Genomic DNA, 21041 nt, shown 5'->3' on the forward strand with positions numbered 1-21041 from the left:
GCAGTGCGATCAGAGGGGGCCACGTGACCAACACAGCCAATCCGCTCCGCGACCCGCGGGACAAGCGCCTGCCGCGGGTGGCCGGGCCGTGCGTGCTCGTGCTGTTCGGGGTCACCGGGGACCTGTCGCGCAAGAAGCTCCTCCCGGCGATCTACGACCTGGCGAACCGAGGGCTGCTGCCGCCGGGCTTCTCCCTGGTGGGATTCGCGCGGCGCGACTGGGAGAACGAGGACTTCCGCCAGATCGCGTACGAGTCGGTGAAGGCCCACGCGCGGACCCCGTTCCGCGAGGACGTGTGGACGCACCTGATGGAGGGCATGCACTTCGTCCCCGGCGAGTTCAGCGACCCGGGCGCGTTCGACGCGCTGGCGATGGCGGTCAAGGAGCTGGACGAGAGCCGCGGCACGGGCGGCAACTACGCCTTCTACCTGTCGATCCCCCCGAAGTTCTTCCCGCAGGTGGTCGAGCAGCTGCAGCGCAGCGGCCTGGCCGACCGCGAGGAGGGCTCGTGGCGCCGGGTCGTCATCGAGAAGCCCTTCGGCCGCGACCTGAAGACCGCGGTGGAGCTGAACGACACCGTGCACCGCGTGTTCCCCGAGGAGGCGATCTTCCGGATCGACCACTACCTCGGCAAGGAGACGGTGCAGAACATCCTGGCGCTGCGGTTCGCCAACACGATGTTCGAGCCGATCTGGAACCGCTCGTTCGTCGACCACGTGCAGATCACGATGGCCGAGGACATCGGGATCGGCGGCCGGGCCGGATACTACGACGGCATCGGCGCCGCCCGCGACGTCATCCAGAACCACCTGCTGCAGCTGCTGGCGCTCACGGCGATGGAGGAGCCGACGTCGTTCAGCGCCGACGCCGTCCGCGCCGAGAAGGCCAAGATCCTTTCCGCGGTGCGGGTGCGGGGCGACCTGGCCCAGTCGACCGCCCGCGGGCAGTACGCGGCGGGCTGGCAGGGCGGCGTGAGCGTCCAGGGGTACCTGGAGGAGGAGGGCATCCCCGCCGACTCGCGCACCGAGACCTACGCGGCGGTCAAGCTGGAGATCGACAACCGCCGCTGGGCGGGTGTCCCGTTCTACCTGCGCACCGGCAAGCGGCTGAGCCGCCGGGTGACGGAGGTGGCGATGGTGTTCCAGCAGGCGCCGCACCTGCCGTTCTCGCACACCGACACCGAGGAGCTCGGGCAGAACGCCCTGGTGATGCGGGTGCAGCCGGACGAGGGCATCACGGTCCGGTTCGGCTCGAAGGTGCCCGGCACCTCGATGGAGATCCGCGACGTCAACATGGACTTCGCCTACGGCGAGTCGTTCACCGAGGCCTCGCCCGAGGCGTACGAGCGGCTGCTGCTGGACGTGCTGATCGGCGACCCCCCGCTGTTCCCCCGGCAGGAGGAGGTCGAGCTGTCCTGGAAGATCCTCGACCCGATCGAGGAGTACTGGGCGAGCCGCGGCGGCCTCGACCAGTACAAGTCCGGCGGCTACGGGCCCGACAGCGCCGACGAGCTGATGGCGCGGGACGGCCGAACCTGGAGGCGGCTCTAGATGAACATCGATCTGACCGGTACGACGACCCGCAAGATCCAGGACGCGCTGACGCAGTCCCGGCATCTGATGGGCGGCCCGGCCGTCGGCATGGTGCTCACACTGATCATCGTGACGGACGAGTCGGCGCAGTACGACGCGGTGCGCGCCGCGACCGAGGCGGCGCGCGAGCACCCCTGCCGGGTGCTGACCGTCATCTCGCGCGACCCGCGGGGCAGCTCCTCGCGGCTCGACGCCGAGATCCGGATGGGCGAGACGGGACCCGGTGAGACGGTGCTGCTGCGCATGTACGGGCCGCTCGCCGAGCACGCCGACTCCGTCGTCGTGCCGCTGCTGATGCCCGACACCCCGGTGGTGACGTGGTGGCCCGGCGGCAAGGTGCCGAAGGTGCCCGCCAAGGATCCGCTCGGCCGGCTGGCGCAGCGCCGGGTGACCGACGCGTACGCGGCGCGCGACCGGCTCGGCACCCTCGCCCAGCTCGCCGAGGGCTACCGGCCGGGCGACACCGACTTCACCTGGACCCGGCTGACCTCCTGGCGCTCGCTGCTGGCCGCGGCGCTCGACCAGGAGCACGACGAGATCACGGCCGGCGAGGTGATGGCCGAGCCGGACTCCCCGAGCGCGGAGCTGCTGGCCGCGTGGCTGTCGGTCCGGCTCGGCGTCCCGGTGGACCGGACGGTCTCCGAGGGCCCGGGCATCACCGGCGTCCGGCTGGCGACGACGAGCGGCGACCTCGTGATCGACCGCCCGGACGGGCGGGTCGCGACACTGAGCCGACCCGGCCAGCCCGACCGGCAGGTGTCGCTGATGCGGCGGCCGATGGCGGAGCTGCTGGCCGAGGAGCTGCGGCGCCTCGACCCCGACGAGGTCTACCGCGACGCCGCCGCCCGGTTCGCCAAGGACCTGGCGGGCGGGTCGCAGAAGCCCGGCGTGGCGAGCGAGCCGGTGTCGGCGACGTCCGACGCGGCCCAGACGGGCCCCGCCAAGAAGCAGGCCGGCTCCAGGCAGCCCGCGTCCGGGCGGGCGGAGTCGAAGCAGCCGTCCCGCAAGGGGCGCGGCAGGTCGGGGGACGCATGAGCTCCCCGACCGTCCTGGTCCACGACGACCAGGCCCTGCTCGCCGAGGCCGCCGCGGCCCGGCTGGTGACGCGGATCGCCGACGCCCAGGCGGCGCGCGGCACGGCGTCGGTCGTGCTGACCGGCGGCGGCGTCGGCACGGCGGTGCTCGCCGCGCTGGCCGCCACGGGCGTCCGCGACGCGGTCGACTGGGGCCGGCTGGACATGTGGTGGGGCGACGAGCGCTTCCTGCCCTCCGGCGACCCCGAGCGCAACGAGACCGGGGCGCGGCAGGCGCTGCTCGACCACGTCCCGCTCGACCCGGCGCGGGTGCACGCGATGCCGGCGGCGGACGGCCCGGACGGCGACGATCCGGAGGCCGCGGCCGAGCGGTACGCGGCGGAGCTGCGGGCCGCCGCCGGGCCCGGCGACGGCCCGGTTCCGGCCTTCGACGTGCTGATGCTGGGCGTCGGCCCCGACGCGCACGTGGCGTCGCTGTTCCCGGAGCTGCCGGCGCTGCGCGACGAGGGCGCGGTGGCGGCGGTGCGGGGCGCCCCGAAGCCGCCCCCGACCCGGATCTCGCTGACGTTCCCCTCCCTGCGCGCCGCGGACGAGGTGTGGCTGCTGGCGGCGGGCGAGTCCAAGGCGAAGGCCATCGGGCTCGGGCTGGCGCCGGACGCGGACCCGTTCCACGTCCCGTGCGCCGGGGCCCGCGGGCGGAGCCGGACCCTGTTCCTGCTCGACCGCGCCGCGGCATCCGAGCTCCCGCCGGGCACGGGGCGCGTCACGCCCTCTTGAACCGCGCATGAAGAAAGGTCCGTACACCTGGGAGAAGACTGAACAGTAGCGGCGGTTCCGCATGCCTCGCTCGAAAGCGTGCATACCCTGACCGAGGGAAAACCCGCGTCGAGCGTGAGGAGTTCTCAGGTGCTCAGGGGTCGGACCGGGACGGTGGGCGCGGCGGTCGCCGGGGCGGTGGTGATCGCCGCGGCGGGCTGCTCCTCCGGGGGTGACGGCGGAGGTGGGGGCGGCGACGGCGGCAGGTCCGAGGACGCGGTGAAGCTCGCCGTCACGCCCGCCACCGGGACGCGGCAGGCCGCCCCGGACAGGCCGGTCACCGTCAAGGCCGACAACGGCAGGCTCACGAGCGTGACCCTCACCTACGGCAAGAAGGGCGCGAAGGCCGGCGGGAAGCTCGCCTCCGACGGAAGGTCGTGGACGTCGTCGTGGACGCTGCGGCCGTCCACGACGTACACGGTCACGGCCAAGGCGACCGGGGACGGCGGCAAGCAGGCCACCGCGACGTCCACGTTCACGACGCTGACGCCGCGCAAGAAGCTGGAGAGCGGCATGTCGCCGCTGGACGGCGAGACCGTCGGCGTCGGCATGCCCGTCCAGCTGCTGCTGTCCAGGCCGGTGAGCACCAAGGCCGGCAAGGTGGCGGTGGAGAAGGCCCTTGAGGTCCGCATGTCCAAGCCGGTCGAGGGCGCCTGGTCCTGGATCGGCGACAAGGAGGTCGACTTCCGGCCCCGCGACTACTGGCCGTCCGGGCAGAAGGTGGAGGTCGTCGCGCACCTGGCGGGGCTGAAGGCCGGCGAGGGCATGTACGGGACGAAGGACCGCAGCGTCGGCTTCACCGTCGGGCCGCGGCACATCACCACCGTCGACGCCAAGAAACACCGCGCGACGGTGACCGACGGCGGCAGGACGGTGCGGACCATGAAGGTGAGCCTCGGCAAGCCGGGCCACGACAGCTACAGCGGCACGATGATCGCGCAGGAGAAGGCGGCGCACATCGTGATGGACTCGGCCACCACCGGCGACCCCGGCGAGTACCGGATCCCGACGAAGTGGAACGTCCGCCTCACCTACAGCGGGACGTTCGTCCACTCGGCGCCGTGGTCGACCGACGCGCAGGGCAACGACAACGTCAGCCACGGGTGCGTGAACGCCTCCCCGGGCGACGCCAAGTGGTTCTTCGACTTCACCAACCGGGGCGACGTGGTGAAGGTGACGGGCACGTCGCGGCGGCTCCGGTTCGGGAACGGGCCGACGCCGTGGGCCAAGTCGTGGGACGCCTGGCTGGAGGGCGGCGCCGTCGGCAAGCCGGTCATGGGCACGCCCCTCACCTGAGGTCACCGGCGCCGCCCGTGGCCCCACTGGCACACTTGGTGCCATGCAGAAGCTCTCGTTGGACGCACAGGTACGGGACCTGATGAAGCGCGCCGCCGCGGCCTCGACCGGGCGCGGCGCCGACACCGTGTACGGCGGGCACGAGCACGTCCTGCGCCAGACGCTGATCGCCATGACGGCGGGCACGGCGCTGGCGGAGCACGAGAGCCCCGGCGAGGCGACGGTCCTGGTCATGCGGGGCCGCGTCCGGCTGGTGGCGGGCCAGGACTCCTGGGACGGCATCGCCGGCGACCTGCTGATCATTCCGGACGCGCGGCACAGCCTGGAGGCGCTGGAGGACGCCGCGGTGCTGCTCACCGTGGCCAAGTCCGGCTGACGGTGCGGGGAAGCGCCGGGCCGGGCCGCCCGATGTCGGGTCGGCCCGGCCCTGCGGGCGCCGGCGCCTCAGGCGCAGGTGAAGTCCCGCTTGGGGAGGCGGCCGGTCAGCAGGTAGCCGTTGACCGTCTCGCTGACACAGGTGTTCGGGTAGCCGCGCTGGTAGGGCGCGTGGACGTCGGCGTCCAGCGTGACCATCCGCGATCCGCGCAGCAGCCCGTGCAGTGCCTGGTTGGCCGGGTAGGTCGTGCGGGTGTCGCCGGTCGCGGCCACCATCAGCGCGGGCAGCCGCCCGCCGACCTCGGTCGGCCGCTCGGCGGGTCGCACCGGCCAGAACGCGCACGGGTTGACGTTGCGGGTCAGCGGTGCGAACAGCGGGCTGGCGGCCCGGTTCCGCTCGATGTCGCTCCAGTAGGACTCCGGGTCGCGCGGGGTGTCCGCGTCCCCGCAGATGATGGCGGTCTGCCCGCTCCCGTACACCGACTCCGCGCCGGTGAGCAGGAACGTCAGCTCCTCGTCCAGTTCCTTGGTCGGCTGGACGCCCTCCCCCGCCGCGGCCTTGGCGAAGACGCGCACCGACTCCGCCAGCACGGCCCTGGCCTGGTCCTCGTCGGTGTCGAGGTGGTCGAACAGCACGAGGGGCAGCGTCGTGTCGTCCACCCGCCACCGGCCGACGGCGAGCGGCGTCCTCGCGGCCGCCGCGACGAGGCCGCGGACGGTGCCGAGGACCTCGGCGCGTGTGCCGCCGAGACCGTAGGTCGCGTCGCGCTCGGCCGCCCACTCAGCCCACGCTCCGAGCGCGCGGTCGTTGGCTCCTTCGGTGCCGGCCAGCAGGCGCGGGCCGAAGCGGGTCGGGTCGACCGAGCTGTCGAGCACGACGCGGTCGAGCCGGCCGGGGAACATCGTCGCGTACACCGACCCGAGGTAGGTGCCGTAGGACGCGCCGTTGTAGGAGACCTTCCGCTCGCCGAGGGCGCCCCGGACGATGTCCATGTCGCGGGCGATGTTGCGCGTGCTGATGTGCGGGAGGACGCCGGCGTTCGTCCGCGCGCACCGGTCGGCGAGGTCCTTGGCGAACGCGGCGGACCGGTCGAAGGACCGGCGGCTCTCCCCCGCCGACTTGATCCAGGTCCCGGAGGGCCCCCGGCAGTCGACCGCGGCGCTGCGGCCGAGCGACCGCGGGTCCATGCCCACCAGGTCGTAGCGCGGGCCCGCCTTGCCCATGACGGAGCGCATGTAGGGCGGCATGTCGAGGGCCGGTCCCGGGCCGCCGCCGTTCAGGATCATCGTTCCGATGCGGTGGGCGCGGTCGGACGCCTTCAGGCGGGAGATCGCGACGGTGATCGTGCGGCCTTCCGGGCGGCGGTAGTCGAGCGGGACGGTGACGTCCGCGCACGCGGCGCCCGCCTCGTCGAGTTCCCTTCCGACCTCGTCGCCGTCGTTGAGCGTGCACTCCTTCCACTTCAGCCGCTGGTCGTAGAAGCGGGCGAGACCGCCCGTGCCGAAGGTGGCGGACGCCGGCGCGGCGGCGAGCGCGGCGGTCGGCGCCGTGCCCGGTGCGGCGGCCCCGTCGCAGAACGCCGTCTCGACGAGCTTCATCTGGTCGTTGAACGCCTCCTCGGCGGACGGGTTCTCGTTGAAGTCGATCGTCACGCGGCGCCCGGACGGCCCGACGCCCGAGACGGTGATGTAGCTTTCGAGGCCGCCGGCGTGCCCCCACCAGGTCCCGCCGCAGCGCAGCGGGGTCCCGATCAGGCCGAGGCCGTAGGCGGCGCCGTCCCAGACGCGGTCGGGGTCGGCGGGGACCGTCTGCTTCATCTGCGCGAGCATCGCCGGGGGCAGGAGCCGGCCGCCCATCAGCGCGCCGAAGAAGGCGTTCAGGTCACGCGGGCTGGAGACCAGTGCGCCCCCGGCCCACGCCACCGTCGTGTTCATCTCGGTGAAGTCGTCCCACCGGACGGTCCCGTCGCGCTCCTCGCGCAGGTAGCCGCGCGCGTGCGGTCCCCTGATCCGCGTCCGGTCGCCCGGCCAGTAGGTGTCGCGGAGCCGCAGCGGCCGGATGATCCTGCGCCGGACCTCGTCCTCCAGGCTGTGCCCGCTCGCCTTCTCCGCGATGAGCCCCGCGATGATGTAGTTGGTGGTCGCGTAGTGCCAGCCGGGATCGGGGTGCGGGAGCGCCAGCGCCCGATCGATCAGTTCTCCGGGCTCGAAGTGCCGGAAGCGGTACCCGTCCGAGTTCGGGAAGGTGTCCATGTAGTCGGGCAGGCCGCTGGTGTGCCGGAGCAGGCTGCGGACGGTGATCTTCCGGCCGTCGTAGCCGCCCCGGTCGAGCAGGCCGGGCAGGTAGCGCTCGACGGGGGCGTCCAGCGAGATCCGGCCCTCCCGCGCCAGCTGGAGCACGGTGACGGCGGTGAACGTCTTGGTGACGCTGGCGATCCGTACCCGCAGGTCCGCGCTCATCGGCCTCCCCGTGCGGCGGTCGGCCACCCCGCTGGCGGCCTTCCACGTCCCGCACGCGGGATCGTCGACGCGCACGGCGGCGCCGGTGAGCCCGTGCGTTCCGGTCATCCGCTCCAGTGCCCGCAGGGTCGCCGCGCGGTCGGCGCAGCCGGCCGGCGCCGGCTCGGCTCGCGCGGGGGCCGGGACGGCGGCGGCCGCGGCGATCGCGGCCCCCGCCGCCAGCACCGCGACCGCCCGCCTGGCGGCCTCGCGCCGCCTCGGTTGTGTGGTCGTCATGGTCTCCGACGCTAGGCAGCCGCGCACGCGGGCGCACTGCGGGCAGCGGGCGACCGCGGGGTGGGGACAGCCCCAGTGGCGCCCGGCGACCAAAGTCGATGGCCCCGCCGACCTGCGGCCGCTGTCCGGGGCGGGCGGCATGGCTACCGTTGGGCGGGTGGACCTCCTGCGGCGCCCGTGGCGCGACTGGCTCGGCGACGTCGGCGCCGCCGGCGCCGCGATGGTGCTCGGCTGGGTGCTGCTCCAGGCCACGGTGGACGACCTGCCCCCCGGGGAGTCGATCGCGGTCGGGCGGGACGTGCTGATCGGCGCCGTCGCCTGCGTGTTCCTCATGCTCTTCCGGCGCCGCCACCCGGTGGCCCTCGCGGTCGTGATGGTGTTCGCGCAGTGGACGGCGACGACGACGCTCGGCACGGCGGCGATCGCGATGTACTCGCTGGCGATGCTGCGCCCGTGGCGGACCGCGCTGCCGGTCGCCGGCGCCAGCCTGGCGCTGATCATCGGCCTGTTCCGGCTCACGGCCCCCCAGGAGGATTTCCTCCAGGGCAGCGTCATCTTCGCGCTGATCTACGCGGTCCTCGTCACGACGGGCATGCTGGTGCGGTCCCGGCGGCAGCTCATCGCCTCGCTGGAGGAGCGGGCCCGCGCCGCCGAGACCGAGCAGCGGCTGCGGGTCGAGGAGGCCCGGCTGCTGGAGCGCGAGCGCCTCGCCCGCGAGATGCACGACGTCCTCGCGCACCGCATCTCGCTGCTGGCCGTGCACGCGGGGGCGCTGGAGTTCGGCCCGGGCACGCCGGACGGGCAGCGCGAGGCCGCCGGGATCATCCGGCGCAGCGCCCACGAGGCGATGGAGGACCTGCGCGAGGTGATCGGCGTGCTGCGGGACGACGCCCCCGGCGCCGACCCCGAACGCCCGCAGCCGACGCTCGCGGACGTCCCCGGGCTCGTGGAGGAGTCCCGGCGGGCCGGGGGCCGCGTCGCCCTGGAGCAGAACGTCCCCGATCCCGGGCTCGTCCCGTCCCGCGTCGGGCGGCACGCCTACCGGATCGTCCAGGAGGGGCTGACGAACGCCCGCAAGCACGCGCCGGGCGCGGAGGTCCGGGTGTCCCTGGACGCCGGGGCCGAGCTGGACGTGGAGATCGTCAACGCGCTGCCCCCCGGCCCGCCCGCCCTGCCCTTCCCCGGTTCCGGCACGGGGCTCGTCGGCCTCGCCGAGCGGGTGGCGCTGCTCGGCGGGACCCTGGAGCACGGACGCACCGGCGACGGCCGGTTCCGGTTGCGCGCCCGCCTTCCGTTGCGGGCCGCGCATGGCGCCGGGACCGGTGGGAAAGGTGATACGCATGGCAGCGAACTCCTCTGACGAGCCCGTCCTCGAAGAACTCGACCGCGCCGAGTGCATGAAGCTCCTCTCCGGCGGCAGCATCGGCCGGGTGGCGTTCGACGACGGCGAGGGACCGACGGTCGTCCCGGTGAACTACGCCGTCGAGGGGGACTCGGTGATCTTCCGCACGTCGGCGTCGGGCCGGCTGAACCGCAACCTGCTGTCGGCGGTGACCGGCGGGGAGGTCCGGGCGGCCTTCGAGGTCGACCGGTTCGAGGAGGCCCGCCACGAGGGCTGGAGCGTGCTGCTGCGCGGCGGCGCGCACCCCCTGTCCGAGGCCGAGAAGGCCGAGGTCGCGCAGGTCCGGCCGTGGCCGGGCGGCGACCGGGAGGCGTGGTTCCGGCTGGCGGCCTCCAGCGTCACCGGACGCCGACTGCGCCGCCCCTGAACCGCCCGTAGGGTGGCGGGATGGACTCCCCTCCCGTCCGCGTCCTGATCGTGGACGACGACGCGCTCGTCCGGGCCGGCCTGTCGATGATGCTGGCGAGCGCCGACGACCTGGAGGTGGTCGCGGACGTCGCCGACGGCGCCGAGGTCGTCGCCGCCGTGAACCAGCACCGGCCCGACGTGGTGCTGATGGACATCCGGATGCCGCGGCTGGACGGGCTCGCGGCGACCGCGCTGCTGCGCGGCCGCCGCGAGCCGCCCGAGATCATCATCCTGACCACGTTCGACAGCGACGACCACATCCTGCGGGCGATGCGCGCGGGCGCGAGCGGCTTCCTGCTGAAGCACACGCCGCCGCCGGAGATCGTCCGGGCGATCCGCCAGGTCGCGTCCGGCGAGCCGATGATGTCGCCCGCGGTGCTGCGCAGGATGATGGCGTACGTGGCCGAGAGCGGCGCCGACCCGCGCCGGGCCCGCGCCCGCGACCTGCTGGCCCGGCTGAGCGACGGCGAGCGGGCCGTGGCAGCGCTCGTCGGGCGCGGCCGGACCAACAGCGAGATCGGCAAGGAGCTGTCGCTCAGCGTCGCCACCGTGAAGGCGTACGTGTCGCGGCTGCTGACCAAGCTGGAGCTGAACAACCGCGTGCAGATCGCGCTCCTCGTCCACGACGCCGCTCTCGACGACTAACCTGTGTTTTCACAGTCCCGGCCCACTGCGCTCGCCTGGCGGCTCGCTACGTGACCGGGCCTGGACGAACGCGGCATCGCTTCGCGATCCGCCCGGCTCCGCTCGCCTCCGGCCTCGCTCCACCGGCCAGGTCACGCGTTCGCGCGCTTGATCGCGGCGACTTCGAGACAGGCCCTAGTTCTCCGGGCCGCGCTGCGCCAGGGGGACGTGGCGGAGCAGCAGTGCCGCGGCCAGGCCCAGCACGGCGACGGGCAGCGCGGCGACGAACAGGGTGGAGAACGCGTCCGCGAAGGCCTCGGCGACGCCGTCGCGCACCGGCACCGGGAGGGTCTCCAGCACCTCCGGGCGGACGGCGTCGCCGAACTCCGGGACCCGCCCGTCCGGGACCCGCGAGGCGATCTCCTCGGCGAACCGGTTCGACACGACGGCGCCGAAGACCGCCATCCCGGCGGCGGTGCCGAGCATCCGGCTCGCGAAGACGCCCGAGCTCGCCGCGCCGAGATCGCGGCGCGGCGCGGCCTGCTGAGCGATCAGCATGACGACCTGCTGGGACAGCCCGGCTCCGAAGCCGAGCACCGCCATGTAGCAGCCCGCGGCGACCAGGCCGGTGCCGGTGTCCATGGTCGCCAGCAGCGCGATCCCGGCCGCGCTGAGCGCCATGCTCGCCGCCGGCAGCCGGTGGTAGCGGCCGGTGCGGTGGATGTACCTCCCGGCCGCCATGGAGGAGGCCGGGAGGGCGAGCATCATCGGCAGCAGGAGCAGACCCGACCTGGTCGCGCCCACTCCCCCGACGACCTGGAAGAACATGGGAAGGTAGGTGGCGAGCCCGAACCCGGTCGCGCCGCCGGCGGCCGCGACGGCGCAGGCCACGCCGAACGACCGGTCGCGGAACAGCCGCGGCGGGATGATCGGCTCGGCGGCCGTCCGCTCGGCGAGCACCCACGCGGTGAACAGCACGGCCGCGGCCGCCGCCAGCGCCAGGACGACGGGCGAGCCCCACGCGTACCGCGTTCCGGCCCAGCTGGTGAACAGGGTGAAGCAGGTGACCGCCGCACCGAGCAGGACGATCCCGGCGTAGTCGACCCGCGGCCTGCCCTGCGGCTTCGGCAGCCGCAGGAACAGCACGACCGCGGCGGTGGCGGCGACGCCGAGCGGCAGGTTGAGGTAGAACACCCACCGCCAGGACGCGTGGTCGGTGAGGACGCCCCCGGCCAGCGGCCCCGCGATGGTGGAGACGGCGAAGACCAGCGCCGAGTAGCCCTGGTACCGGGCGCGCTCGCGCGGCTCGAACAGCTCGCCGGTGACCGCGAACATCGAGCTCATGAGGCACCCGGCCGCGGCGCCCTGGACGGCGCGGAACACGATCAGCCAGGTCATGGTGGGCGCCGCCCCGCACGCCGCCGATCCGGCGAGGAACCCGAGCAGGCCGGTCAGCAGGACGCGGCGGCGCCCGAACAGGTCCCCGAGCCGCCCCGACAGGGGGACGGTGACGCTGGTGGCCAGCACGTACGCCGTCGACACCCAGGCGAGCCGGTCGAGCCCGCCGAGGTCCCCCACGATCGTCGGCAGCGCGGTGCCGAGCACCGTCGCGTCCAGCGAGGACATGAGCCCGGCGAGCATGAGCCCGCCGAACACCAGGAGCCGGTGCCGGCCGGTCATCGGCGCGGTCGTATCGATCACACGCATCTCCTATTCTGTGCTTAAGACATATGAATGCTAAACACAGATAGATGTTTCGCGCAATCCATCTAGACTGGGCGCCATGAGCGACGAGGCGCTGGACGCCGTCGAACGGAGCATGGTCAGGCTGCGCCGGGGCATGTCGCGGCAGCGGCTGGGCAGGGCGGCGATCCGGGACCACAACCTCCCCGTGGACGTGCAGGTCCTGCACGTCGTGGACATCGTGGACGAGGGTCCCGACCGGCCCGGCGAGGAGATGAGCGTCGGCCTGGTGGCCGCCCGCCTCGGCGTCGACGCCTCGCGCGGCAGCCGCATCGTCGCCGAGGCGGTCAAGTCGGGGTACGTCCGGCGGGTCGCCTCGCAGGAGGACGGCCGCCGCATCCATCTGGAGCTCACCGACGCGGGCGGCGCCGTCGTCGAGGCCACCCGCCGCACCCGGCAGGAGCACTTCGCCAAGGCCATGAGCGGCTGGACGGACGAGGAGCGCTCCGCCTTCGCCCGCCTCCTGTCGCGCTTCGTCCACACCTACGAGGACTGACGCCCGGGCGGCCGTCGCGGGCGCCTCGCGTCCTCCCCCGGTCGCGGCCGGACGGCGGCCGCCTACACCCCCGGTTGCGGGTCCTGCGCGGAAGGCTCGGCCCAGCGGAGGACGGCGCCGGGCCGGGCCGCCGCCTAGGCTGGCGGGATGGGTGCTCGCCTGATCCCGCTGCCGCCGGCGGGGCGCGCGCGGGACGCGGCCCTGGCGGGCGGAGTGCTCGCCGTGGTGGCCGTCAGCAGTCTGGAGTCGCTCGTCGGCCCGCGCGAGGAGCCGTGGGCCGCGACCGCGTTCGACTGGGCGCTGATCGTCCTGGCCTGCGGTTCGCTGCTGTTCGCCCGCCGGCGTCCGGTGGCCGTCGCCGCCCTCGTCCTGGTGACCACCGGCGTCTACTACGTCGCCAGCCTGCACGACGGCGGGCTGATGATCGCGGTCATCGCGGCGCTGTACGCGGTCGCGGCCGGGGGCCGGCTCCAGGCCGCGGTCGTCCTCGCGGCGCTGACCGTGATCGCCACCGGCACGGGCACCCTGCTCGGCAACCGCGACGTCAACGGCGTCGCGCTGTTCATGCTGACCGGATGGCTGGTGGCCGTGGTCGCGCTCGGATGGGTGCGGCACAGCCGGCTCGCCTACCTGCGCGAGGCCGAGCAGCGCGCCGCCGGCGAGGAGCGGCTGCGCATCGCCCGCGAGCTGCACGACGTCGTGGGGCACCACCTCTCGCTGATCAACGTCCAGGCCGGGACCTCCCTGCACCGCTTCCACCGGGACCCGGCGCAGGGCGAGGCGGCCCTCGCCGCCATCAAGTCGTCGAGCCGCGAGGCGCTGCGCGACCTGCGCGCGACCCTCGGGGTGCTGCGGCAGGCCGACGAGGAGGCGCCGACCGCGCCCGCGCCCACACTGGACGGGATCGGCGCCCTGATCGGATCGGCCCGGTCGGCGGGGCTCACCGTGCACGGCCGCGTCACCGGCGACGCGGAACCGCCCACCGAGGTCGGGCTGGCCGCCTACCGCATCGTGCAGGAGTCCCTCACCAACGTCTCGCGGCACGCCGCCGCCGCGCGGGTCACCGTCAGCGTCGAGCGCGGGCCGGGCGCGCTGCTCGTCGAGGTCGCCGACGACGGCCGGGGCGCCGCCGCGCACCCGGCGGGCCCGGGCAGCGGCGTCGACGGGATGCGCGAGCGGGCCCGCGCCCTCGGCGGGGAGCTGACGGCGGGGCCGCGGCAGGGCGGCGGGTTCCTCGTCCGCGCCCGCCTGCCCTACGAGAACGGGACGGGCACGCGATGATCGAGGTTCTGCTGGCCGACGACCAGGGCCTGGTCCGGGCCGGGTTCCGATCCATCCTCGACGACGAGGCCGACATCACGGTCGTGGGCGAGGCCGCGGACGGCGCGCGGGCAGTCAGCGCGTGCCGGGAACTGCGCCCGGACGTGGCGCTGCTGGACGTGCGGATGCCCGGCATGGACGGCCTGGAGGCCGCCCGCCGGATCACCGCCGACCCGCGGCTCGACCGCGTGCGGGTGGTGATCCTGACGACCTTCGACCTGGACGAGTACGTGTACGGGGCGCTGCGCGCCGGGGCCACCGGCTTCCTGCTCAAGGACACCGAGCCGGCGGAGCTGATCCACGCGGTGCGGGTCGCGGCGCGCGGGGACGCGCTGATCACCCCGTCCGTCACCCGCCGCCTCATCGGCGAGTTCGCCGGAAGGGCGCAGGCGCCGGCCCCGGGCCCGCGGCTCGGCTCCCTCACCGTCCGGGAGCGGGAGGTGATGCTGCTCGTCGCGGCCGGGCTCAGCAACGACGAGGTCGCCGCCCGCCTCGTGCTCAGCCCCGCCACCGCCAAGACCCATGTCAGCCGCATCATGTCGAAGCTGGACGTGCGGGACCGCTCGCAGCTGGTCATCCTGGCCTACGAGTCCGGCATGGTCAGCCCGCGCTGGATGCGACCCGGGTCGTAGCCGCGCCCCCGGGCCGCAACCGGCGGGGTAGCGCGGATGCCCGCCGCGGGCCGACGCGGCGGGGGCGGCCGCGTCCCGATCCTGGGGACCATGAACCACACCGGAGCAATGATCGGGTTCGTGGTCGGCGGGGCCGCGGGCTTCCTGCTGACCGAGACCGTGGGCGCGTTCTTCACCTTCGTCCTGGACCGCGCGCTCGACGTCGACGGCACCCCCGTCCTGCTGGCCGCCTTCATCCTCGTGCCGGTCCTGTCCGCCCTCGTCGGCGCCGCCGCCGGCTCGCGCTTTCGAGCCGGCCGGTGAGCCCGGCCCCGGCGGTCAGGTCACGCGGGCCCTGAGCAGGCAGAACTCGTTGCCCTCCGGGTCCGCCAGCGGGACCCAGCTCTCCTCGCCCGTCTGCCCGACGTCCACAGGACGCGCCCCCGCGGCAAGGAGCCGCTCCAGTTCGGCGTCCTGGTCCCGGTCCGTGGCGTTCACGTCGAAGTGCAGGCGCAGCTTGCCGTTCTTCGGGTCGTCGCTGCGGCTGAGGATCATCGTCGGCTGGAGCCCGCCGAACCCCTCCGGAGGGCCGATCTCGATGTCGTCGCCCTCCTTGTCCAGCACCACGAACCCGAGCACCTCGCACCAGAACTCCGCGAGTCTGTCCGGGTCGCGGCAGTCGAGCACCAGCTCGGTGATCCGGCACGCCACGGTCGGCCCCCCAACCAAGAAGGATCGGTATCGGGTCCCACGCTCTCAGAGACCCGTGCCGGGCGTCGAGAGAGAATGCCGACGCCGGCCGGAACGATTTCGGAGGCCGCCCTAGAAGCGCAGCCGCAGGCGGCCGGAGGCGAAGGCCTCGGCGACCCGGGCCTCGGTCTCCGCGACGTCCTCGTCGGAGGTGTCGAGCACGTGGCGCTCCAACTCGCCGAGGTCGGCGAACTGGTCCCACATCGCCAGGACCGGACGGCCGTCCACCAGCGCGCCGGGCGCCGTCCGGGCCTGCGCACGCGCGAGCGTGACGTCACGAAGCGGACGAAGAGCCGCGTAGTGGAAGGGCACCGAGGGGTGCAGACTCGCCTGCCGGCGGAAGTGGCCGAGCATCCACGGGCCGACGATCCCGTCGACGACCGTGACGAAGCCCCCGCTCGCGTAGGTGAACGCCGCACCGGCGATGACGTCCATCACCGTCTCGTTCTGGGACCGCGATGCCGGCTCGTACGGCGGGATCGCTCCGGCCACGATGCAGTGCCAGAAGTCGTCGGTGTGCAGGTGGACGGCCTTCTCATGGCGGCGGGCGAGCCGGGCCGCGACCGTCGACTTCCCCGCTCCGGGAGGGCCGGTCAGGACGAGGACGCTGCTGGGCACATGATCAGCCTAGTGGCGGACCGCCGGGGCACGGAGGGTGACGGCGCCGGGACAGAAGTGGGTCGCGGGGACGCCAGGGAGGCGAACCCTCACGGTGAGTGGTCGAACCGTCGCGCCCGGGAATGGTGATCGTGATGTCCATCCCCCGAGAGGAACCGCATATGCCGGCTCAGCGCCTGGTCCAAGGGCAGCCCCCGACTCGCGAGCCGATCCTGCTCGTGCACCAAGTGTCGGGAACGTTCCTGCAGAGCGAGAACCAGTCGACGACGACGCTCAACGACGAGGTGCAGAACGAGAACCACTGGCCGCTGCCGTCCGACAAGACCGTGCAGTGGCGGCTGTACGAGATCAGGTTGCGCGGGGGCCGCTCGGTGTACCTGATGGAGCACCAGGTCAACGAGCACGTCCTGACGTTCCGGCCGGGTTCCGGCCCCGGGAGCGTCCCGGGCCTGTCGCCGATCCTGACCACCCGGGAGGGGCGGACGGGCAGCCCGCTCCAGCACTGGAGGTTCGTCCCGGTGCCGGGCACGGGCGCCAACTACTGGGGGATCGTGCCGGACCAGTACCCCGGCTACGCCCTCGGCCTCTACAACAACCACGTCGCCGACGACCAGTGGGTGGTGCCGACCCCGACCTGGGGCGGGCCTCCGACGCTCTTCCACGCGTGGTCGGCCGTCCCCACCACCATCCCGGCAGGGGACCTCGACGAGGAGGACGCGTGGCTCGTCGGTGAGGACGAGGGAGCGACACCCGAGCCGCGCACGAACATGTGAGCGGCCCGGGTCAGGCCTGGGCGAGCACCGCGCAGAGAGCGTCCAGGGCGGCCGGGTAGGCGGCGCCCACCGGGGTGCTGTAACCGACGACGAGGCCCTGCGGGCGTTCGCCGGGGTCCTGCCAGTGGTCGTGCAGAGGCATGAGGGCGAGGTCATGGAACGCGGCGCGGCGCATGGCCTCGCCCTCACCCTGCCCGCCGTCCGGGAGCAGGGCCAGGGCGTGCAGCCCGGCGGCGACGCCCAGGACCCGGACCCGCGGAGCGCGGTCGCGCAGCGTCTCGACCAGCAGGTCGCGGCGGCGCCGGTAGCGCAGGCGGGCGGCGCGGACGTGCCGGTCGAAGGCGTGCGTGCCGATGAGGTCGGCGAGGACGAGCTGGGCGAGCGACGGGGTGTGGGCGTCGGCGAGGCGCTTGGCCTCGGCGAAGGGCTCGACCAGGTGGGCGGGCAGGACCAGCCAGGCCAGGCGCAGCGCCGGGGCCAGGGTCTTGGACGTGGTGCCGCCGTAGACGACGTGGTCGGGCGCCGTCCCCTGCAGGGCCCCGACCGGCTGGCGGTCGTAGCGGAACTCGCCGTCGTAGTCGTCCTCGACGATCGTCGCGCCGGTGTCGCGGGCCCAGGCGGCGAAGGCCCGGCGGCGGTCCGGGCGGAGGGTCGCGCCGGTCGGGTACTGGTGCGCCGGGGTGAGCACGGCCGCGCCCGCCCGCCCGAGCCGGTCCGGGCGGGCGCCCCGCTCGTCCACCGGCAGCGGGACGACGGCGAGCCCGGCGCGCCGGACGATCGCGCGGTGGAAGGGGTGCCCCGGCTCCTCCATCGCGATCGACTCCGTCCCGAGGTCCCGCAGGACGGCGGCCAGGAGGCCGAGGGACTGCGCGTAGCCGGACGTGACCACGATCCTGGCGGGGTCTGCGTGCACGCCCCGGGCCCGGCCGAGGTATCCGGCCAGCGCCTCGCGCAGCTCCCGGCGCCCGCGCGGGTCGCCGAGCGCGTGCACGTCGGGCGGGGCGGACGCGAGCACGCGGCGCGTCGAGCGCAGCCACGCCGTGGAGGGGAACGTGCTCAGGTCGGGCCGCCCGGGCAGCAGGTCGTGCGCGGGCGCCTCGGCGGCCGCCGGTTCCGCGGGCGCGGGCTCCGGCGCGGGGGCGGCCGCGACCCGCGTCCGCCCGCCGGGGACGGCCGTGAGGTAGCCCTCCGCCGCCAGCTGGTCGTAGGCGGCGCTGACCGTCCCGCGGGCCAGGCCGAGCTCGGCGGCGAGCGCGCGGGTCGAGGGGACGGCGTCGCCGGGGGCCAGCCGCCGGGACCTGACGGCCTCGCGAAGGGCGCGTTCGAGTCCGGCGCGGCGGCCGCGGGAAGGGTCGACGTCCAGATGCAGGTCGACGGAACCGGACCACTCTCTGCGCATGGAACTGGATCTTAATACTGGTCCGGTGGGCGCCTAGATTCACCGCATGATTGTTTTCGCGCAGCTCAGCGACACCCATCTGGACGGCGGCGAGGACCGGGCCGAACGCGCGGCCCGCGTCATGGACCATCTGAACGGCGTGCCGGTCGACGCCGTCCTCGTCACCGGCGACATCGCCGACCACGGCGAGCCCGCCGAGTACGAGCAGGCCCGCAAGGTCCTCGCGTCGCCGCATCCGGTGCTGGCCTGCCCCGGCAACCACGACAGGCGCGGCCCGTACCGGGAGGTCCTGCTGGAGGAGCCGCCGGGCGGCGGCCCGGTCAACCGCGCCCACGAGATCGCCGGGGCCACGTTCCTGATGTGCGACTCGACCGTCCCCGGCGAGGACCACGGGCGGCTCGACGACGAGACGATCGGCTGGCTCGACCGGCGTCTGGCCGCGGCCCCGGACGCGCCAGCGTTCGTCTGCTTCCACCACCCGCCCGTGAGGCTCCAGATCCCGTACGTGGACGGGATCCGGCAGTTCGGCGAGCGGCGCCTGGCCGAGGTGGTCCTGCGCCACCCGCAGGTCGTGGCGGTGCTGTGCGGGCACGCCCACACGGCGGCGGCCACGACCTTCGCCGGACGGCCCCTGCTCGTCGCGCCCGGCGTCGTGTCCACGCTCCGGCTGCCGTGGCAGGAGGGCGGCATCGCCGACATGGGCGCTCCTCCAGGCGTCGCCTTCCACGTCCTGGACGACGAGGGACGCTTGAGCACGCACTACCGCACCTTCTAGCGGTGCGCGGTCCAGTTCCGGGTGATCTCCTCGGCGGCGTCGCGGACCAGCGTGCGGTACCGCTCGACGGCCTCGGGGGTGAAGCGGTGCCGGGGCCCGCACACGCTGATGGAGCCGTGGACCTCGCCGTCCGGGCCGAACAGCGGCGCGGCGACCGACCCGGCGTCGGCCTGCCGCTCGCCGAAGGAGACGCCGACGCCCTCCCGGGCCGTCTCGGCGAGCCCGGCGCGCAGCGCCGCCCCGCCGGTGACGGTCCGGTCGGTCAGCGCCGCCAGCGGGCGGGCCAGCACGGCCTCGCGCCGCTCCTCGGGCAGGAACGCGAGGATCACCCGGCCCGAGGAGCCCGCGTGCAGCGGGAACCGCCGCCCGACCTCGACGGTCATCTTGACCTCGCGGGGGCTCTCGAACTGGTCGAGGTAGACACGCTCGTCGCCGACGAGCCCCGACAGCGTGGTCGTCTCGCCGGTCTCGTCCCGCAGCCGGCGCAGCACCGGCGCGGCGGCGTTGCGGACGTTGAAGCGCCGCAGCGCGCTCACGCCGAGGGCGACGGCGGCGGGCCCGAGCCGGTAGCCGGACGTGCCCGCCTCCAGCATCTCGCGCGACACGAGCGACTGCAGGATGCGGTACACGACGGCCTTGGAGATGCCGAGCTCGCGGCCGATGGCGGTGACGCCGAGGTACTCGGGCCCGCCGGCGAACAGCAGCAGCACGTCGGCGACGCGCCCGGCGACCTCGGTTCCCCCCGGGGCCGGAGCGGCGGTCTGGTTGGTCACTGGACGATCCTAGGGAACGCGGTCACCGGCCGCGGTGCAGGTAGCGCCCGGCGGGTGCGCCGGTGATCTCGCCGTCGGCGTAGACGCGGCGGCCCCGCACGAAGGTGTCGGTGACCCGGGCGGTCATGGCGAAGCCCTCGAAGGGCGTGTACTCCTGCGCCGACGCGGAGTCGGCGGCGCGGACCGTCCAGGAGACGTCCGGGTCGACCAGGGCGATGTCGGCGTCGTACCCCTCGGCGATGGCGCCCTTGTTGAGCAGCCCGTAGCGCCGGGCCGGGTTCCAGGACGTCAGCCGGGCGACGCGCTGGAGGGACAGGCCGCGCTTGAGGCCCTCGCCGACGAGGCCGGGCAGCAGGTACTCGGCGCCGCCGAAGCCGGACTTGGCGAGGAAGACGTCGTCGCGGTCGGCGCCGAACTTCATCTCGTCCCGGCAGCAGGCGTGGTCGCTGACGACCCAGTCGACCTCGCCGGCCAGGACGTGCCGCCACAGCGCCTCGACGTCGGAGCGCTCGCGCAGCGGCGGGTTGACCTTGCCGCCCAGGCCGTGCGCGGTGTCGACGTCGGCGAGCAGGTGCCCGATGGTGACCTCGCGGCGGAAGTCGATGTGCGGGAAGGCGCCCGCCATGGTCAGCGCGGCCGACAGCGCCTTCTCCGACGACAGGTGCAGCAGGTTGATGTTGGGCAGGCCCGTCTCGTGCGCGAGGTAGGACGCGATGGTGACGGCGAGGCCCTCCGAGTGCGGGGGGCGGGACGCGCTGTAGGCGCGCAGGCCGGTCAGCGACCCGTCGCGCTCCACCATCCTGGTGTACGCGGTCATGATCTCGGCGGTCTCGCAGTGCAGCGAGAGGGAGATGTGCGGCGCGTACTCGGCGAGTCGCTCGCGGGCCTTCTGGACGCCGCGCATGACGAACTCGAAGTGCGCCACGTCGTAGCGCTCCTCCGGCGGCGTCATGAGGAAGTCGCTCTGGCTGGAGGAGCGCCCGTGCAGGCCGTGGCTGCCGTAGAACATGAAGACCTTGAACGAGGTGACGCCGTGCTCCTCGACCAGGTACGGGATCTCCTCGATGTGCCGGGCCATCATCGGCGCGAGGTGGAAGGCGTAGTCGACGTAGGCGTTGCCCTGCGCGGCGGCGAGCACCTCGGGGAAGAACTCGCGGTACGGGCCGCCCTTGTTCAGGTAGTACTGGCCGGTGCGCATGTAGGTCAGGGCCGTGGTGACGCCGCCCTGCGCGGCGGCGCGGCTCTCGGTGCGCGTGTCGGTCGCCAGCTCGTTGTAGATGCCCCAGTGCTGGTGGGCGTCCACGACCCCGGGGAAGGCGAGCCGCCCGCGGCCGTCGACCACGGTGGCGGCGTCGTCGTCGGGCAGTCCGGGCGCGACCCGGGCGATGACGCCGTCGTCGACGGCGATGTCCAGGGGCTCGGGCTCGGTGCCCTCGGGGGCGTCGGGACGGACCACCCGCACGTTCTTCAGCAGCAGCTCGGTCGTCGCCATGGCGGTCT

The 21041-nt window shown here is 74.1% G+C and carries 21 protein-coding genes; 14 read left to right on the plus strand and 7 right to left on the minus strand.

Annotated features, from left to right (window positions below; all coding sequences use genetic code 11):
- Positions 1-23 precede the first annotated feature (23 nt).
- The 5 genes from zwf to BJY14_RS00980 all read left to right on the plus strand — a co-directional run bounded on the left by zwf (position 24) and on the right by BJY14_RS00980 (position 5114).
- Positions 24-1550: a glucose-6-phosphate dehydrogenase gene (zwf, locus tag BJY14_RS00960; protein WP_179841824.1), complete on the plus strand. Its 1527-nt coding sequence runs from the start codon at positions 24-26 to the stop codon at positions 1548-1550.
- Positions 1551-2627 carry a glucose-6-phosphate dehydrogenase assembly protein OpcA gene (gene opcA, locus BJY14_RS00965; RefSeq protein WP_179841825.1) on the plus strand — a complete coding sequence of 359 codons (1077 nt, stop codon included), beginning with the start codon at positions 1551-1553 and terminating at the stop codon, positions 2625-2627. It begins immediately after the preceding gene.
- Entirely contained in the window at positions 2624-3403 is a 780-nt protein-coding gene (gene pgl, locus BJY14_RS00970) for a 6-phosphogluconolactonase (RefSeq protein WP_179841826.1), read from the plus strand. Before opcA ends, pgl begins: the two co-directional genes overlap by 4 nt.
- Positions 3404-3532: 129 nt before the next feature.
- Positions 3533-4738 (plus strand): L,D-transpeptidase, encoded by a 1206-nt coding sequence (locus BJY14_RS00975; protein WP_312878895.1) that lies wholly within the window; start codon positions 3533-3535, stop codon positions 4736-4738.
- Between the two features lie 43 nt (positions 4739-4781).
- Entirely contained in the window at positions 4782-5114 is a 333-nt protein-coding gene (locus BJY14_RS00980; RefSeq protein WP_179841827.1) for a cupin domain-containing protein, read from the plus strand.
- A 68-nt stretch (positions 5115-5182) separates the two neighbouring features.
- On the opposite strand, the gene BJY14_RS00985 is transcribed toward BJY14_RS00980, so the two are convergent.
- Positions 5183-7849: an alpha/beta fold hydrolase gene (locus BJY14_RS00985; RefSeq protein WP_179841828.1), complete on the minus strand. Its 2667-nt coding sequence runs from the start codon at positions 7847-7849 to the stop codon at positions 5183-5185.
- A gap of 157 nt (positions 7850-8006) precedes the next feature.
- Between BJY14_RS00985 and BJY14_RS00990 the strand changes: the two genes are divergently transcribed.
- The 3 genes from BJY14_RS00990 to BJY14_RS01000 are packed head-to-tail and all read left to right on the plus strand — an operon-like array spanning position 8007 to position 10304.
- Complete coding sequence (locus BJY14_RS00990) at positions 8007-9209, plus strand: sensor histidine kinase (RefSeq protein ID WP_312878896.1); 1203 nt, start codon at positions 8007-8009, stop codon at positions 9207-9209.
- A complete protein-coding gene (locus BJY14_RS00995; RefSeq protein ID WP_179841830.1) occupies positions 9190-9618 on the plus strand; it encodes a pyridoxamine 5'-phosphate oxidase family protein in 429 nt (142 codons plus the stop codon). The genes BJY14_RS00990 and BJY14_RS00995 overlap by 20 nt, the downstream gene beginning before the upstream one ends.
- Before the next feature lie 20 nt (positions 9619-9638).
- Complete coding sequence (locus BJY14_RS01000) at positions 9639-10304, plus strand: response regulator transcription factor (protein ID WP_179841831.1); 666 nt, start codon at positions 9639-9641, stop codon at positions 10302-10304.
- A 174-nt stretch (positions 10305-10478) separates the two neighbouring features.
- Here BJY14_RS01000 and BJY14_RS01005 read toward each other — a convergent pair whose 3' ends face one another.
- Positions 10479-11984, minus strand: a complete 1506-nt coding sequence (locus BJY14_RS01005; protein WP_179841832.1) for an MDR family MFS transporter — start codon at positions 11982-11984, stop codon at positions 10479-10481.
- Positions 11985-12066: 82 nt separating this feature from the next.
- On the opposite strand from BJY14_RS01005, the gene BJY14_RS01010 reads away from it, so the two are divergent.
- The 4 genes from BJY14_RS01010 (at position 12067) to BJY14_RS01025 (ending at position 14777) form a co-directional block, all read left to right on the plus strand.
- Complete coding sequence (locus tag BJY14_RS01010) at positions 12067-12522, plus strand: MarR family winged helix-turn-helix transcriptional regulator (protein ID WP_179841833.1); 456 nt, start codon at positions 12067-12069, stop codon at positions 12520-12522.
- 147 nt (positions 12523-12669) lie between these two features.
- The gene (locus BJY14_RS01015; RefSeq protein WP_179841834.1) at positions 12670-13803 is read left to right on the plus strand and encodes a sensor histidine kinase; all 1134 of its coding nucleotides are present in this window, start codon (positions 12670-12672) and stop codon (positions 13801-13803) included.
- A complete protein-coding gene (locus BJY14_RS01020; RefSeq protein ID WP_179841835.1) occupies positions 13800-14474 on the plus strand; it encodes a response regulator transcription factor in 675 nt (224 codons plus the stop codon). Before BJY14_RS01015 ends, BJY14_RS01020 begins: the two co-directional genes overlap by 4 nt.
- A 90-nt stretch (positions 14475-14564) precedes the next feature.
- The gene (locus BJY14_RS01025; protein WP_179841836.1) at positions 14565-14777 is read left to right on the plus strand and encodes a hypothetical protein; all 213 of its coding nucleotides are present in this window, start codon (positions 14565-14567) and stop codon (positions 14775-14777) included.
- A 15-nt stretch (positions 14778-14792) separates the two neighbouring features.
- Here the strand turns inward: BJY14_RS01025 and BJY14_RS01030 are convergent, their stop codons facing one another.
- A complete protein-coding gene (locus tag BJY14_RS01030; RefSeq protein WP_179841837.1) occupies positions 14793-15164 on the minus strand; it encodes a VOC family protein in 372 nt (123 codons plus the stop codon).
- 111 nt (positions 15165-15275) lie between these two features.
- Positions 15276-15821, minus strand: coding sequence for an AAA family ATPase (locus tag BJY14_RS01035; RefSeq protein WP_179841838.1), 546 nt, complete (start codon positions 15819-15821; stop codon positions 15276-15278).
- A gap of 161 nt (positions 15822-15982) precedes the next feature.
- Here BJY14_RS01035 and BJY14_RS01040 point away from each other — a divergent pair, with 161 nt between their 5' ends.
- A complete protein-coding gene (locus BJY14_RS01040; RefSeq protein WP_179841839.1) occupies positions 15983-16594 on the plus strand; it encodes a hypothetical protein in 612 nt (203 codons plus the stop codon).
- Between the two features lie 10 nt (positions 16595-16604).
- On the opposite strand, the gene pdxR is transcribed toward BJY14_RS01040, so the two are convergent.
- A complete protein-coding gene (gene pdxR, locus BJY14_RS01045; protein ID WP_179841840.1) occupies positions 16605-17993 on the minus strand; it encodes a MocR-like pyridoxine biosynthesis transcription factor PdxR in 1389 nt (462 codons plus the stop codon).
- Positions 17994-18039: 46 nt separating this feature from the next.
- Here pdxR and BJY14_RS01050 point away from each other — a divergent pair, with 46 nt between their 5' ends.
- Entirely contained in the window at positions 18040-18768 is a 729-nt protein-coding gene (locus tag BJY14_RS01050; RefSeq protein ID WP_179841841.1) for a phosphodiesterase, read from the plus strand.
- Here the strand turns inward: BJY14_RS01050 and BJY14_RS47055 are convergent.
- Both BJY14_RS47055 and BJY14_RS01060 read right to left on the minus strand, forming a co-directional pair.
- Positions 18765-19541 carry an IclR family transcriptional regulator gene (locus tag BJY14_RS47055; RefSeq protein WP_179841842.1) on the minus strand — a complete coding sequence of 259 codons (777 nt, stop codon included), beginning with the start codon at positions 19539-19541 and terminating at the stop codon, positions 18765-18767. The genes BJY14_RS01050 and BJY14_RS47055 overlap by 4 nt on opposite strands.
- A gap of 22 nt (positions 19542-19563) precedes the next feature.
- Positions 19564-21033, minus strand: a complete 1470-nt coding sequence (locus BJY14_RS01060) for a dihydroorotase (RefSeq protein ID WP_179841843.1) — start codon at positions 21031-21033, stop codon at positions 19564-19566.
- Positions 21034-21041: the final 8 nt, after the last annotated feature.

Origin of the sequence: Actinomadura luteofluorescens (assembly GCF_013409365.1) — a bacterium.
Classification (GTDB): Bacteria; Actinomycetota; Actinomycetes; order Streptosporangiales; family Streptosporangiaceae; genus Spirillospora; species Spirillospora luteofluorescens.

What these genes read in the sequence shown, in the direction of transcription:
- BJY14_RS01020 (WP_179841835.1), top strand. Translation starts at nt 13,800, where the DNA reads ATGATCGAGGTTCTGCTGGCCGACGACCAGGGCCTGGTCCGGGCCGGG.
- BJY14_RS00985 (WP_179841828.1), bottom strand. Translation starts at nt 7,849, where the DNA reads ATGACGACCACACAACCGAGGCGGCGCGAGGCCGCCAGGCGGGCGGTC.
- BJY14_RS00995 (WP_179841830.1), top strand. Translation starts at nt 9,190, where the DNA reads ATGGCAGCGAACTCCTCTGACGAGCCCGTCCTCGAAGAACTCGACCGC.
- opcA (WP_179841825.1), top strand. Translation starts at nt 1,551, where the DNA reads ATGAACATCGATCTGACCGGTACGACGACCCGCAAGATCCAGGACGCG.
- BJY14_RS01060 (WP_179841843.1), bottom strand. Translation starts at nt 21,033, where the DNA reads ATGGCGACGACCGAGCTGCTGCTGAAGAACGTGCGGGTGGTCCGTCCC.
- BJY14_RS00980 (WP_179841827.1), top strand. Translation starts at nt 4,782, where the DNA reads ATGCAGAAGCTCTCGTTGGACGCACAGGTACGGGACCTGATGAAGCGC.
- pdxR (WP_179841840.1), bottom strand. Translation starts at nt 17,993, where the DNA reads ATGCGCAGAGAGTGGTCCGGTTCCGTCGACCTGCATCTGGACGTCGAC.
- BJY14_RS01025 (WP_179841836.1), top strand. Translation starts at nt 14,565, where the DNA reads ATGAACCACACCGGAGCAATGATCGGGTTCGTGGTCGGCGGGGCCGCG.
- BJY14_RS01050 (WP_179841841.1), top strand. Translation starts at nt 18,040, where the DNA reads ATGATTGTTTTCGCGCAGCTCAGCGACACCCATCTGGACGGCGGCGAG.
- BJY14_RS01000 (WP_179841831.1), top strand. Translation starts at nt 9,639, where the DNA reads ATGGACTCCCCTCCCGTCCGCGTCCTGATCGTGGACGACGACGCGCTC.
- pgl (WP_179841826.1), top strand. Translation starts at nt 2,624, where the DNA reads ATGAGCTCCCCGACCGTCCTGGTCCACGACGACCAGGCCCTGCTCGCC.
- BJY14_RS01015 (WP_179841834.1), top strand. Translation starts at nt 12,670, where the DNA reads ATGGGTGCTCGCCTGATCCCGCTGCCGCCGGCGGGGCGCGCGCGGGAC.
- BJY14_RS01040 (WP_179841839.1), top strand. Translation starts at nt 15,983, where the DNA reads ATGCCGGCTCAGCGCCTGGTCCAAGGGCAGCCCCCGACTCGCGAGCCG.
- BJY14_RS01010 (WP_179841833.1), top strand. Translation starts at nt 12,067, where the DNA reads ATGAGCGACGAGGCGCTGGACGCCGTCGAACGGAGCATGGTCAGGCTG.